General features: G+C 28.2%; 16 protein-coding genes. 7 read left to right on the forward strand and 9 right to left on the reverse strand.

Annotated features, from left to right (window positions below; genetic code table 11):
- Nucleotides 1–25: 25 nt before the first annotated feature.
- A complete protein-coding gene (locus G6N05_RS00985) occupies nucleotides 26–565 on the reverse strand; it encodes a YceI family protein (RefSeq protein WP_166124701.1) in 540 nt (179 codons plus the stop codon).
- Between the two features lie 42 nt (nucleotides 566–607).
- Nucleotides 608–961: a c-type cytochrome domain-containing protein gene (locus G6N05_RS00990; RefSeq protein WP_166124702.1), complete on the reverse strand. Its 354-nt coding sequence runs from the start codon at nucleotides 959–961 to the stop codon at nucleotides 608–610.
- A gap of 105 nt (nucleotides 962–1066) precedes the next feature.
- On the opposite strand from G6N05_RS00990, the gene G6N05_RS00995 reads away from it, so the two are divergent.
- The 5 genes from G6N05_RS00995 to G6N05_RS01015 are packed head-to-tail and all read left to right on the forward strand — an operon-like array spanning nucleotide 1067 to nucleotide 4592.
- On the forward strand, nucleotides 1067–1444 hold the full coding sequence (locus tag G6N05_RS00995) for an OB-fold protein (RefSeq protein ID WP_166124703.1): 378 nt from the start codon (nucleotides 1067–1069) through the stop codon (nucleotides 1442–1444).
- A gap of 5 nt (nucleotides 1445–1449) precedes the next feature.
- A complete protein-coding gene (locus G6N05_RS01000) occupies nucleotides 1450–2304 on the forward strand; it encodes a DUF5777 family beta-barrel protein (RefSeq protein WP_166124704.1) in 855 nt (284 codons plus the stop codon).
- A gap of 1 nt (nucleotide 2305) precedes the next feature.
- On the forward strand, nucleotides 2306–2821 hold the full coding sequence (locus G6N05_RS01005; protein WP_166124705.1) for an ankyrin repeat domain-containing protein: 516 nt from the start codon (nucleotides 2306–2308) through the stop codon (nucleotides 2819–2821).
- Nucleotides 2811–3584 (forward strand): T9SS type A sorting domain-containing protein, encoded by a 774-nt coding sequence (locus G6N05_RS01010; RefSeq protein ID WP_166124706.1) that lies wholly within the window; start codon nucleotides 2811–2813, stop codon nucleotides 3582–3584. Before G6N05_RS01005 ends, G6N05_RS01010 begins: the two co-directional genes overlap by 11 nt.
- Nucleotides 3585–3635: 51 nt before the next feature.
- Complete coding sequence (locus G6N05_RS01015) at nucleotides 3636–4592, forward strand: ion channel (RefSeq protein WP_166124707.1); 957 nt, start codon at nucleotides 3636–3638, stop codon at nucleotides 4590–4592.
- Nucleotides 4593–4624: 32 nt separating this feature from the next.
- On the opposite strand, the gene G6N05_RS01020 is transcribed toward G6N05_RS01015, so the two are convergent.
- Genes G6N05_RS01020 through rmuC form a run of 6 tightly spaced genes read right to left on the reverse strand, consistent with a single transcriptional unit; the run spans nucleotide 4625 to nucleotide 11965 of the window.
- Nucleotides 4625–6781: a DUF3857 domain-containing protein gene (locus G6N05_RS01020; protein ID WP_166124708.1), complete on the reverse strand. Its 2157-nt coding sequence runs from the start codon at nucleotides 6779–6781 to the stop codon at nucleotides 4625–4627.
- 10 nt (nucleotides 6782–6791) lie between these two features.
- Nucleotides 6792–8696: a transglutaminase-like domain-containing protein gene (locus G6N05_RS01025; protein WP_166124709.1), complete on the reverse strand. Its 1905-nt coding sequence runs from the start codon at nucleotides 8694–8696 to the stop codon at nucleotides 6792–6794.
- Nucleotides 8697–9674: a hypothetical protein gene (locus tag G6N05_RS01030; protein ID WP_166124710.1), complete on the reverse strand. Its 978-nt coding sequence runs from the start codon at nucleotides 9672–9674 to the stop codon at nucleotides 8697–8699. It abuts the gene before it with no gap.
- On the reverse strand, nucleotides 9674–10219 hold the full coding sequence (locus G6N05_RS01035; protein ID WP_166124711.1) for an acyl-CoA thioesterase: 546 nt from the start codon (nucleotides 10217–10219) through the stop codon (nucleotides 9674–9676). The genes G6N05_RS01030 and G6N05_RS01035 overlap by 1 nt, the downstream gene beginning before the upstream one ends.
- Nucleotides 10219–10596, reverse strand: a complete 378-nt coding sequence (locus G6N05_RS01040) for a 6-phosphogluconate dehydrogenase (RefSeq protein ID WP_205729721.1) — start codon at nucleotides 10594–10596, stop codon at nucleotides 10219–10221. The genes G6N05_RS01035 and G6N05_RS01040 overlap by 1 nt, the downstream gene beginning before the upstream one ends.
- A gap of 22 nt (nucleotides 10597–10618) precedes the next feature.
- The gene (rmuC, locus tag G6N05_RS01045; protein ID WP_166124712.1) at nucleotides 10619–11965 is read right to left on the reverse strand and encodes a DNA recombination protein RmuC; all 1347 of its coding nucleotides are present in this window, start codon (nucleotides 11963–11965) and stop codon (nucleotides 10619–10621) included.
- A 262-nt stretch (nucleotides 11966–12227) separates the two neighbouring features.
- Here rmuC and G6N05_RS01050 point away from each other — a divergent pair, with 262 nt between their 5' ends.
- Together G6N05_RS01050 and G6N05_RS01055 are read left to right on the forward strand one after the other, a co-directional pair.
- Complete coding sequence (locus G6N05_RS01050) at nucleotides 12228–12800, forward strand: pseudouridine synthase (RefSeq protein WP_166124713.1); 573 nt, start codon at nucleotides 12228–12230, stop codon at nucleotides 12798–12800.
- Nucleotides 12793–13254, forward strand: coding sequence for a hypothetical protein (locus G6N05_RS01055; protein ID WP_166124714.1), 462 nt, complete (start codon nucleotides 12793–12795; stop codon nucleotides 13252–13254). Before G6N05_RS01050 ends, G6N05_RS01055 begins: the two co-directional genes overlap by 8 nt.
- On the opposite strand, the gene G6N05_RS01060 is transcribed toward G6N05_RS01055, so the two are convergent.
- The gene (locus G6N05_RS01060) at nucleotides 13241–14020 is read right to left on the reverse strand and encodes an ABC transporter ATP-binding protein (RefSeq protein ID WP_166124715.1); all 780 of its coding nucleotides are present in this window, start codon (nucleotides 14018–14020) and stop codon (nucleotides 13241–13243) included. The genes G6N05_RS01055 and G6N05_RS01060 overlap by 14 nt on opposite strands.
- Nucleotides 14021–14036: the final 16 nt, after the last annotated feature.

Here is a 14036-nt window from a genome sequence, read left to right on the forward strand (position 1 = left end):
TTGGTTTAATTTTAAGATTAGTGTGCTATTTTAATAAAAAGTTACAATCTATAGAAACTTTTTTGGCTACCTTTTTTGAAACAACACTTGGGATTTCAATTTCGAAGTCGGAAACATTTACTGGAAAAGTAGTTTTTACTTCAATATCAGTTCCTATTTTTTTAATTTTTGCTACAGTGGTAATGTCTTTACTTTTTCCATGAAGTTCTAGTTTTCCTTTAAGAGTGAACTCTTTCGTTGTTGCGGTTAGTTTTGAAATATCAAAATTTTCAATTTTTCCTTTAAAAGTTGCTTTAGGATATTTAGAGCTTTCCATGTAGTTTTCATTAAAATGTTCTTCCATCAAAGCGATTTTAAATCGGAAACCTTTCATTAGTGCCAATGCTGCAATTTCTCCATTTGAAGTATTTAAAATACATGTTACTGCCGTATTTTTTCCTTTCACTTCTTCGAATGATGGAACAGAAGCTTCAAATGTAATTGTACCTGTTTTAGTTATTTTTTTTTCTTGTATTGGAACAAAACTACACAGTGTAACCAATATTAATAATGAAATTTTTTTCATATTTTATTGTTTTAAATTATTATAATTTTTTATATACAAATACTATTCTAGTAATCCGTCTGTATTCCAATCTGAAATTTTTAGTAATGTGTTTTCTGGTAATTTCCCAGAAGTTGGCATAACAGATGATGCGTCATTTGAATTAATTCTATCTAATAAATTATTGTTCAATACAGCGTTTTTTACTTGATTATATGTTGTTAATGTCAAGCCACCGTACGGGCTTGTTGCACCATGACAACTTATGCAATTATTGTCAATTACAGATTTTACATAATTATTGTAAGTTGTTATTTCACCAGAATTTATAGGTGTTGTTAAGTCATCTTCTGAATTATTACTACAACTAATTCCAGAAAATACGGACAGAATTATTAGGTATTTTGCTTTTTTCATGTTAAATTTTTAATATTTAAGCAATATTACAAAAAAAACATTAAGTTTGTATATACAAATGAAAAAAAACATTATGTTTGTAATCACAAATACAAAAAGAAGAGTATGAAAAAAATAGTTGCAGGTTTTCTTATTTTAATTTTCGGATTATTTATTACATATAAGTATTTATATCATGATCATCGGGATATTTCTTCTGAAAAATCATTATATACTTTAACTGTAAAAGATCTTTTGAAAGAATTTTTAGCTAACGAAAGTTCTGCCAATAGAAAATATTTAGATAAAGCAATTACTATAAAAGGAAAAATTACAAGTATTGATGATAAAAACAGTACAATTGTTATAGATGATAAAGTATTTGTAATAATGTCAGAATTAACAAAAATAGAGTTGAATTCTAATGTTTCTGTACAAGGTAGATTAATAGGATTTGATTCTTTATTAGAAGAAATTAAAATAGACCAAGCCCAAATAAAATAGAAATTATGTTTAAAAAGAATATAGTAGTATTGTTTTTTGTTTTCCCTTTATTAATGGTTGCTCAAGGCGATTTGTTAAATGAAATAGATACAGTTGCTCAGCCTAATGAAAGTGTTTCTTCAGCATTTAAATCGTTGAAAATTGTAAACTTAGAATCAACAAAATTAGCTTCTAAAGGTGATTTGTTTTTTGTAGTTGCTCACCGTTTTGGATATTTTGATAAAGGCTTTGATAACTTTTTTGGTTTAGATAATGCCAATACTCGTTTACAATTTGTTTATGGTTTATCAGATAAAGTAAATTTGCAAATATCGCGTTCAGGATTTCAAAAAGCCTATGAATTTGCTGCAAAATATAAATTAATTAGTCAAAAGACAACAGGTTCTCCTTTTGATGTTGTTGGATTTAATAGTGTCACTATAAATTCTGAACTTGAAAAAACTGTTTTACCCAAAATAGAATTTTCTGATAGATTAGCATATGTTACGCAAATTTTAGTATCAAGAAAGTTTAATGATAATTTGTCATTGGAGTTGGCCCCAACACATTTTCATGAAAATTATGTTGCTAATAATTTTCAAGATAATAGTCAATTTGCTTTAGGTTTAGGTGGAAGATATAAGTTTACGAAGCGTTGGTCATTTAATATGGATTATGTGGCTCATTTAAATAGAACTGAAACATCTGATTTTAAAAATCCATTATCAATTGGGTTTGATTTAGAAACAGGTGGGCACGTTTTTCAAATGCATTTTACCAATTCACAAGCCATGCACGAATCAGGTTATTTAGGAAGTACATCTGGTGATTGGGGAAAAGGACAAATTGCTTTTGGATTTAATTTAATTAGAGTTTTTTAAAATGCGTATAGTACTTATTTGTTTTTTTATTACCAATTTAGTCTTTTCACAAAAGGATGTATTTGATGTTGCTAGAACAGGAAATGTTGTTGAGTTGCAACAATTAATTAAAGAAAATGCTAATTGTATTAATGAAGTAAGTCCTAGTGGCTATACACCATTGATTTTGGCTACATATAGAGGCAATACAGAAGTTGCAAAATATTTAATAAATGAAGTAAAAGATATTGATTTTATTTCTACTAGTGGAACTGCTTTAATGGCAGCAGTGATGAAACAAAATTTAGAATTAATAAAGTTGTTTGTTAGTAAGAAAGCAAATTTAAACATACAAGATAACAACGGAACTACAGCTTTAATGTTAGCTATAACTGTTCAGAACACAGAAATTATTAAAGAGATTTTAGTAGCAAAGCCGGATTTAAAAATTAAAGATAAAAATAATAAAGAAGCATTAGATTATGCTTTAAATACAAATAACCAAACTATAATAAAATTATTTAATTATGAAAAATAAATTACTTTTAGGCTTTTTACTTTTTTGTGCATTTACATCAGCTCAAAATTACACTACAAATTTTATTGAACTTAGTGGTACAACTTTTAGAGTAAAATTTGATACTAATCCTACAACGGTTACAATGACAATGGTTGGTCCTTCCGCTAATGGTTATGCAGTTGGTTTAGGTATGACTTCAATGTTTACTGCTGGTGGAGATTGTGCATTTGTATCTGGTGCAAGCGTTGCAGCGGCAACTTTATCCGATAGAAGATTTAGCGGTTCTGGTGCTCAACCTGCTTTAGATTCCGCTCCAAATAACTGGACAGTTACCTCTAATGTTGTGGCATCTGGAGTAAGAACATTAATTGCAACACGTGCTTTAAATACAGGAGATACTGCTGGTGGAGACTTTGTTTTCACAAACGGACCAAGTACTATTGATTTGATTTGGGCTCTTGGAAGTAGTATTACTTTTACTTCACACAGTTCAAGAGGTAATGGTGTTTCTGCAAATTTTGTATTGAGTACAGATTCTTTTTATTTAGCTGGCTTTAAAATGTATCCCAATCCTGCAGATGAAATATTTGCGATTGATTTACCAAATGGGACAGAAACTGTAGAAGTTAAATTGTATGATATTTTAGGAAAACTTGTTTTAGAAAAAACTATTACTAAGTTGGAAAATAAAATTATAACAAATACTTTAAATTCAGGAAATTATATTGTAAAAGTAACTTCAGACGATAAGTCTTATTCTACAAATTTAGTTATTGAATAAAAAGATTATACTATTTTTACAAAGTCCCATAATTTGGGACTTTTTTAATATATGGCACTACTTAAAAAAATAAATAAGAAAGCAAAAGCTGAAACTAATACGGGATTTGGAACCAATTCTCAAAATTATGGTGGCCGATTTATAAATAAAAACGGAAATGCCAACATTCAAAAAGTAGGTATTGGATTTCTAGATAATATCAGTTGGTATCATATTATGCTAAAAATTCCGAGATGGAAATTCTTTTTTATCATCATACTTTTCTATTTTATTGTAAATATATTTTTTGCTTCAATATACTTGCTTATTGGTGTTGAAAATTTACGTGGTGTAGATTCAATCACAAGAATGGATAAGTTTGGAGAAGCTTTTTTCTTTAGTATTCAAACCTTTACCACAGTTGGATATGGTCATATTAGTCCTTCCGGTTTTGCAGCTAGTTTTGTAGCAGCTGTAGAAGCTTTATCGGGATTGTTGAGTTTTGCTATTGCAACAGGATTATTCTATGGAAGATTTAGTAAACCAAATGCTCATATTCAGTTTTCAGAAAATGCATTAATTGCTCCATATAAAGAGGGTAAAGCTTTAATGATGCGAATGGCTCCTCATAAAAACACGAATTTGACAGACGCAGAAGCTTTTATAACAGTTGGTATTTTAATTGAAGAAAACGGCATTTCTACCAATAAGTTTTATAGTTTACCATTAGAGATGACAAAAATTAATTCCCTAACTTTAAGTTGGACATTAGTACATCCAATTAATGAAGAAAGTCCTTTGTTTAATTTGAATATAACTGATTATCAACAAACTATTGGGGAAGTATTAGTATATGTGAAAGCTTTTGACGATATGTATAGTGCAACTGTAGTAAAACGAACTTCTTATACTTTTGATGAGATTGTTTATGGTGCAAAGTTTTTACCTATGTATGACAAAAACGAATCGAACACTAAAACCATTTTACATTTAGATTATCTAAATAAATTTGTAAATGTAGATTTATAAAAAAATGGCTGCCTTAAAAGACAGCCATTAGATTAGTTTTTCTTGAATAATATTTTTTCCTGAGTAAACTGATAAGATAAATTTAAAAAATCTACCATTTTTGACCAATTGCTCGAAGGTTCGTAGCTGTTTTTGTAAAATTTATTAGCTTTAATTATTAGTTTGTTATCTTTAATTACTGCTGTACTAATAAATCCTCCAGTTTCATTTTCAATAGATGTATTTAATTTTTCAATTCCAGTTACAGTAAATCCTGTTGGAATATCTAAAGTTACATTATAATCAAAAGTTCTTGGAAAAATAGAATAGATATTATTAGTTCTATTTTTTTCTTTTTCTTCAATTTCTACTTGTGAAGTGATGAATTTACCTATTTCTAAAATATAATTTGAACCTGCTTTTTTAATTAATTCATTAGAAATTGTAAAATCTGCATTATAATGAAGTGGATTGTTTTTATCAAAACGACCTGTATTTACTAATTCATATTTTAAATCTTCAATTTTAAATCCGAATTCACTTTCAATACCTTGTTTAGTACTTTCTAATTGATTGTCTTTTATCTTTTTTAATAAGGCATCATATTCTTTTTTATACTGCTCTTTTTTCTTTTTATTTTTTACTAAATCTAAAAGTGGTGTTGTACCATATTTTTTATAATCTTCATTTACAAAATCAATAAAATTTACTTTGTCTTCAATTTCAAATTCTTTGTTATGTCCGAATAACTTTTCTTCACGCTTAACAGAAATTTTATTAAAATCGGCATTGATAGTTAAATAAGTTGTTGAAGTTGAAACGTTGTCTTTATGAGTTGTTTTTGGTAACGTAATTTCTTCTATCGCATTTACTTTTTTGTTATTTGAAACTTTTAAAGCAAATGCTTTAGTGTTTTCAATGTTTGCATTAAAAATATCAGGCGTAGAGTAAGGAGTAAAGAAGCCAAAAATTAACGGATTTTCAGTTTGAATTTTTAATAATACTTTAGCATTTCTTTGAATTAAAATATCACTAATTGGACCGTTTTCTCTATCTGTTGCAATAATAATATCAAAATTTATTTTTTCACTTTTTAAATATTGCATGAAAAAGTTGATAAACTGTTGTTCGTAAGTAAAGAAAATTGGGTACGATTCAAACAATTCATACGGATACATAATTTTAGCTTCATCAACTACAAAAGCTTCTACATATCTAGTATAGTATTGATGACGACAGAAATAATAAACTTCTTTTACTTTTTCTTCATCATTTTTAAACGTTTTTCCTTTTAAAAATTTTTCAATATCCTTGATATCACCTAAAGGTTTGAATTTCGTATCGTAATAGTTGTAAACATCATCTTTTGAAACTCTCGATTTAATAACGCTTTCTTTGTCAGATAAAAAGGCATCAGCTAATTTTTCAAATTTTCCAGATCTTGCAAAAAACACTTGAAATTTATAACATGGTAATTCTACTAAAGGTAAAAACCATCTTGGGAAATCGTTTTTAGCTACATCTTTGGCAAGTAATTCATATTTTCTTGCACTACTTTTTCCAGTATCTACTTGTTTTAATTTTGGAGCACCATTATAGCTTTCAAAATTCACAAAAAAGTCATTTTCAGTATTGAAAGATAGTTTTAAATCTAAAATAGGATAAGTTTCACCTAAAGTAGTTTCCACTGGGTCGAAACCATATTCTTCAAAAGATTTAAATGGTTCAGTAATGTGAACATAGAAATCAATAATGTCATTAACTTCTAAATTTGAAATCGCAATTTTTTTAGATTTGTCTTCCGTTACAGCTTCTTTTTCTACATCAATTTCTACTTCTTTTCCGTCTGGTTTTATAACTTTTACACCTAAAACTAAAGTTGAAGATCTTAACGAATAATTTCCTTTACTTGAAACGAATTTATCATCATATGAAAATTCTGAAAATTCTTTAACCGCTGCTTGATCTAATAATTTGATTCTTTTTCTGTTGGAAGAAATGAAAGTAACGCTTTTACCAAATTTATGATAATCGAAATTTTGATTTTTATATATGATTACAGCTGATTCATTTTTATATTTTTCGGGTATGGTGTTTGCGGATTTGTAAGTGTCATTTTTTCCCCAAAAAAACTCTTTAATTTCTTCTTTTGTTTGAGAATGTGATAGTAATGAACTTAAAAATAAAACTATTAATAATTTGAATTTCATTTGGTTAAGGTTATTTAGTTAGGACAATTTGTTCAGAATAATTTTTGTTGATAGATTCAAAATGATTTTTCCAATCATTAAATTTTGCCGATTTTATAATTCCATTTTTGAAGTTAAAAATCTTTTTATATTTGATTGTATTTCCAACAACTTCATAAGTTAATGAAATAGAATAATCGTCTGTTGTAATATTTATATTTTGTGGCAATTTTGAAACTTTATAATTTTCTGGAATTTGAAAGATTATTTCAACATCATTGTATTTTTTAAAATCAAATTCGAAATCTTTTTTTCGCTCTTTAAAATCTAGTGAACTGTATTCTTTTTCGTAATCTAAATCTACATACATTTCATTATCAAAAGTGGAAACTTTATTTAAAATATTTGCTTTGTATTGTAAATTCAGCTTTTGATCTCTGTTATTTAAATCTGAAGTTACAATATCAGAAATGATGAAATTTTTATCATTATTGTTTAAATAGAATTTTAGGGCATCTTCTTTTTTATCGTTTTTAATTACATTGTAACTATATAAAAAACTCGATTTACTTTCTCCAATGAACTCTTTTGTAATATGACCAACAAGGTTATCGTTATTAACACTATAATTAATGATGGTTTTTTCTTTGTTGTCAATAGATTTTTGCAAAGGAATTTTCTCTAAAATATATTTTTCTCCATCTTCAATTAAAACTTCTTTACCTTGAATTCTCTCTGCATATTCACCAAAAGGATTATATTTTTCAGTTCCATCTAAGAAATATCTTTTACCATTTAACTGTAAAGAACAAATCATATGATTGTCAACACATAAAGAAGGAATAGAATAATTATAAGCAATATGTTTTGTACCAATCCAGCACAAACGCGCATCATAACCAGCAATTTTCAGCATTTGTTTGGTTAAATTTGCCATTCCTTTACAATCTCCATATCTTTTATTAAATACATTCTGTGAATCGTCTGGTTTGAAGCCGGCAATACCATTTTCAAATGCAATATATCTAATGTTATCTTGCACCCAATAATATATTTTTTTAATTTTTTCTTCATCTGTTTTTGTGTTAGCAATAAGCTCTTTCACTTTGCTTTCAAATACTTTAGAATCATCTTTCATATCGTTAACCAAAGATTTATACCATTGATATAAGTCTAAAGTGGTACTAAATAAAGTATTCTTTTTTGTTTTATGTGTGAAAGATTTTGCCACAAATAAAATATGCGGATATAAATAACTTGGACCACTTGTGAAGTCTTCTGTACTGTTAGGATCTAAGTTTTGAATTTTATATTTGTGTGTCGTGATTTCACCTAAAGTTGACGAAGTTTTGCTAATAGTATGTCCAGCAAAATTCATTTCTTTAATTTCCAATTCTAACCATTTCGGAACTTCAATTACAATTTCTTTATTCAGAACTGGATATTCATCTACAAAATAAATGGAAGTGAAATATTTTATATCTTTTGTTTTCTTTTCTTGTTCAAAATTATACGAATAACCTTGAAGTGGAAAGTCAACAACAGCATATTTTACTCTTGCATCATTGTAAAACAAGTCGTCGCTTTTATAAAACTCATCATGAATAGGAAAGAAAACTTCCTTGTTCGTTTTATATTTAAATTTGAAGGCATTTATTTCAGATTGACTGTCGTAAAACTCATATTTATGAATATCAGCACGGTGATTAATATTCATTAATTTTTCGTTGATTTGACTTGTAACTTCAACGTTTTTTTCATCTTTTGAAACGTTAAATTTTATTTTTTCCGAACTTTCTAAAATAGCAATATCAGATTTCTTGTATTGTTCTCTTAAAGCTACTGCTTTTTTAGTTTCTTCTGTAGTTGGTTCGTATTGTTTTTGAGCATAGGTAATACATCCAAAAAGCAGGAAAGTCAAAGATAGTTTTTTCATTTATTTTGTATTAATTTGTTCAACAAATTCAATTTCAATAGTATCAATTCTAGTTTCTTTTTGGTCTTTTATATCAATCTCAACTCTTCTGGTATTGATTATATACATTGGAACACCTGGATTATAAATGTAATCAAATCCATTAGAATCATTTATTTCATACTTCGATTTTTTAATTTGTTTTTTTATTTCTTCATCTTTTATTCCCATGTTTTTAAATAAAGAAGTAATCATTTTTTTAGAATCATCTGGGTCGATATTTAATTCTGAATAAAAAGTACAATGTGAGTCTTTATAATTATGATCTTCAAAATAAACTCTAGTTTTAGCTTTTAAGCCTTCTTTTGAATAAGGACTTGGAATAATTTGGTCATAGGTTATTTCTTCTTCTGGGTCAAATTCTACACCAAAAGGAAAATGAAACAAGTTTAATTCTTTTGCACAATATTCCTCAATTCCTTCTTTTTTTGATAAGGCATTTAGCATTGGATCTAAAACGCTAGTGTAAATTTTTTCTTCTTCAGCAGTTAGATTGTTTTTTACATCATTTATTACTTTAGTGTAAATATCAGATATTGTTTTCCAGTTTTCAATATCAACACCCATTCCAGTTTCATCAGTTGTGTAAATAACTTCAATATTAGTAATTGATTTTTTATCTTTTTTAAGTCTTTCTGGAAGATTTAACGAATACAAAATATCACAATTATATTTCCAACTTATTTTGTAAGATGTTGAAGTAGAATCCAAAACTTTAAAAAACGCATCATAAACTATAGAATCATTTCTAATTGATTTGTCATTTTTAAGTCTTTCTATAGACTTAACCATCTTAAATTTATGATTGTCACCTTTCGCCCAATAGGCAATAAAAGCAATCTTTGTTGTGTCAACTTCCTTTTTTGTTTGAGAATAGTTTTCTATAGTAAAAACAAGAAACAAAGCAAGAAATAAAGTTTTGATTGTATCGTTTTTCATTATTTTAGGTTAATTATGATATTGTATTTTTTTAAATTTTCTAATGCTTCATCCGATGAAAAATCTAAAGTAATTTCGTCTTGTAAGGATGCTTTTTTAGCTGAAATTCGGTTAATACTTTCGTAAAAACGACGTACTTCTTCTAAATTTGATAATATTAATTTCGGAACTTGAACATTTTCGCCTTCTGAGTTTTTGGCAACCATTGTAAAATAGCTAGAATTAGTATGCTTCACTTTTCCAGTTTGGATGTTTTGCGAAGTCACTCGAATTCCAACAACCATAGAACTATTTCCAACATAATTCACACAAGCTTTTAAGGTTACCAATTCACCAATTTCTACTGGATTTAAAAAGTTTACGGTATCAACAGAAGCAGTTACACAATAACTTCCACAATATTTGGAAGCACATGCAAACGCAATTTGATCCATCAAACTTAGCAAATAACCACCATGAATTTTTCCACTAAAATTGCTATGTGAGGGCAACATTAATTCCGATAATGTGATTTTTGAAGCGGAAACAGTATTGGTTTTATTCATTATTTGACATTAAAATAAGGTGATTTTTCTGGAGTAACTTTGGTGATGTAATAATTGGTTTCGCCCCACCATGAAAAGGTTCCGTAGCGTTCGATATATTCAATTTTTACAAATTTTCCTTGATTCAGTTTCATTTGTTCAATTACTTCTGGTTGATTGTCCATTACAGAAAATGCAAATTTTTGTGAACCTGAAAGTCCTTGACTTAATTCGCCTTCCCAAGTTTTAAAAATATATCCTTTATGACTAAATTTAATTAATTCGCCAGTTCTAATTCCGTCACTAAAAGTTGCGTAATATAATGCGGCGATGTACGCTGAAGCAGCTAAAACTATTGCTAATATTCCATACACTAAAATCTTTCGTATTATAGTCATATTGTTTGGTTTTTAATCTGAGTTAGTTTTCAGATTCAGTTAGTAATTCTTCGTTGTTTTCGGCTCTTTTTAAAATGGCTTCTGGTAAAGCTTTTTTTGCTTTAGCACCCATTTTCTTTAGTTTTTCTGCACTTATTACTAAGTTTCCTTTTCCTTCTGTCAACTTATTCATAGCTGAAGAATATTCTACTTTGGCTTCATCCATTTTCTTTCCAATCTTAATTAAATCGGAAACAAAACCTTCAAATTTATCGTATAAAGCTCCAGCTTGACGCGCAATTTCTATCGCATTTTCTTGTTGCTTTTGATTCGTCCACATGCTGTCAATTGTACGTAAAGTCGCCAAAAGAGTAGAAGGTGTTACAATCACAATGTTTTTCTCAAATGCCTTGTTGTATAAATTTAAATCTTCTTGTAAAGCCAAGGCAAAAGCGGGTTCAATTGGAATAAATAACAAGACAAAATCCGGACTTTCCATGTGATAAATATCTTGATAACGTTTGTCACTCAATTGCTCCACATGACGTTTTACAGAATTTACGTGTTCTTTTAAATAGATATTTTGTTGTGCATCGTCTTCTTCATTTACATATCTTTCATAAGCTGTTAACGAAACTTTACTATCTACAATCATCTTTTTTCCATCAGGTAAATTGATAATCACATCAGGTAAAATTCTAGTTCCTTCTTCGTTAGTAAATGATTGTTGCACTTCGTATTCGCGGCCTTTTTCTAAACCTGATTTTTCTAACACACGTTCTAAAACTAATTCGCCCCAATTTCCTTGCATTTTACTATCGCCTTTTAAAGCTTTAGTTAGGTTGATGGTTTCTTTACTCATTTGTGCATTCATTTCGCGTAAGCCTAATATTTGCTGACGTAAAGCGGCATGATAATCAATGCTTTCTTTATGAGTATCTTCAACTTTTTTCTCAAAATGTAAAATTTTATCTTGTAAAGGCGATAAAATATTTTTTAGATTTTCTTTATTTTGTTCGGTAAATTTCTGTGTTTTTTCTTCTAGAATTTTATTTGCTAAGTTTTCAAATTCTTTGCTGAATTTTTCTTGAAGTTCGTTTACTTCTTGTTTTTGTTCTTTATTTCTTTCCAATAAATTATCGAAATCATTTTCCTTTTTCGCTAATAAAATGGCAAATTCTTCTTTTTCAGCTTGTACTTTTTGCTTCTCGATTTGTAAATTCTGAAGTGTAATTTTTAATTCGGAAAGTTGGTTGTTTTGTGAAGTTAATTGTCCGTCTAAATTGCTTTTTTCAGCATTAGATTGGGTTTTTGAAAGCAGTTTGCCAATGTAAAAACCAATGGCTAACGAAACTAAAATGGCGAATACTAAGAGAATAGATGTGTTCATTTTTGGGATATAATTTTATAAAAAGTAAAAATAGTATTTTTTTTAAATTTTACCGCAGGTTTTTATATTTTCCTTTTTAATCTTTATTAATCTACGTGAAATTATTTTTATGATTGTTTGCCACGAATTATCGAATTAAAAAATCTTGATTTGTGAAATTTGTTCATTTTCGATGAAATTCGAATCTTACTAATTCCAAGAGGCAAAAAATATTCGTGAATTCGTGGCGTTTTAAATTAAAAATTAAAACTATTTTTGCAAAATGGAGTCACATCAACATTTTATTTTACACAAACCACACGGATTTATCAGTCAGTTTATTTACGAACTAAAACGTAACAAACGAAAACTAGGTGAATTATACGATTTTCCGGAAGGAACTATGGCGATTGGTCGTTTAGATGAAGATTCGGAAGGTTTGTTATTACTGACCACTGATGGCATGATGAGCGAATTAGTTCGAAGTAAAAAAGTAGAAAAAGAATATTATGCGCAAGTCGATGGAATTATTACCGAAGAAGCTGTCGAACAATTAAAAAATGGTGTAGAAATCGGTTTTCACGGTAAAAAATACATCACTAAAAAATGTGATGCGAAGTTAATTCCAGTTCCAACACATATTGGTGAAGGTAGAAGAATTAGAGATGAACGTCATGGTCCAACAAGTTGGGTTTCGATAACTTTAACCGAAGGGAAATTCCGTCAAGTACGAAAAATGACTTCAGCTGTTGGTTTTCCAACGTTGCGATTAATCCGAGTTCGTGTAGGAAATATTGAATTAGGAGATTTAAAAGCGGGTGAAGTGAAGGAGATTAAAGGATTTGATTATGAATAATTTATATTATAACGAAAGTCAGTATCCTGAAAAATTAAATATTTTTTATAGTAAGACAAATATACAGTTGGGTTTTCTTTTGTCTCTAATTTTCTTCGTTTTTGGGGTTTATCAACTTGTAAATAAAAATTATTTAGGAGCAATAATTATTTTAATTTCTTTGATTAATTTATTTTTCAATAATAAAAAAAGGAAAAGGTTACATATTATTCTGTTGAGTATTTCAAATAAAGAAATTTACATTCGTGAAAAATATTGTTATGAATGGCAAAATGTAAGTGGTGAGAAAATTGAAATAATCCAAAATGGAGATACTTCAGTGCAATATTTAACTTTCTACTATGAGGGAAGAAAGATAAAACTTAAAACGGATGATTTAGATTTTGATAGTAAGCAATTAGAAACAGCTTTAAAAGTTTACAGAAAACGTTTTGAAAACCCTATTTCACAATAAACTTACCATAAGTTTTATCAAAAACGATATGTTCATCTTTAAATAAAGTATCAAAAATACCTTTTTCTATTAAATTACAAGGTTGGTCTTGAATGCAAAAATCTTCAGTCATCACAATCATTTCATCACTTAATTGAATCGCCAAATCGATATCATGTGTCGAAAATAAGATGCATTTATTGTTTTCGTTGGCTAATTTCTTCAACAATTTAAAAACCGTCACTTTGTGAAATAAATCTAAATGAGTTGTTGGTTCATCTAAAATAATTAGCGGTGTATCTTGTGCTAAAGCTCTTGCAATCATCACTTTTTGCAATTGACCATCGCTTATTTCGTTGTATTTTTTATATTGTAAATGACTAATATTTGTGATTTTTATCGCTTCTTCAATATGATTCAAATCGGTTTCTGTATAGTTACCCATCCAATTCGTATAAGGATGTCGACCTAAAGCAATTAATTCCGAAACCGTTAAATTACTGGCTGGTAATTTTTCAGTCGTAACAATGCTTAAATTTTGCGCTAAAGTTTCTGGAGAATACTCCGCTATTTTTTTATCAGAAAGAAAAACTTCGCCTTCCAATGCTGGAATAATGGAAGTGATGGTTTTTAATAAAGTCGACTTACCAATTCCGTTTCCTCCAATTAAAGTAATTAATTTTCCGGCTTCTAATTCGATGTTGATATTTGAAGCAATCTCGATTTTCCCTTTTTTAGAGGTGTATCCGATGTTTAGATTTTCTGTTTTTAAGATGGAGGTTTTCATTACTTAGTTTTTTTAT

Origin of the sequence: Flavobacterium bernardetii (assembly GCF_011305415.1) — a bacterium.
GTDB lineage: Bacteria > Bacteroidota > Bacteroidia > Flavobacteriales > Flavobacteriaceae > Flavobacterium > Flavobacterium bernardetii.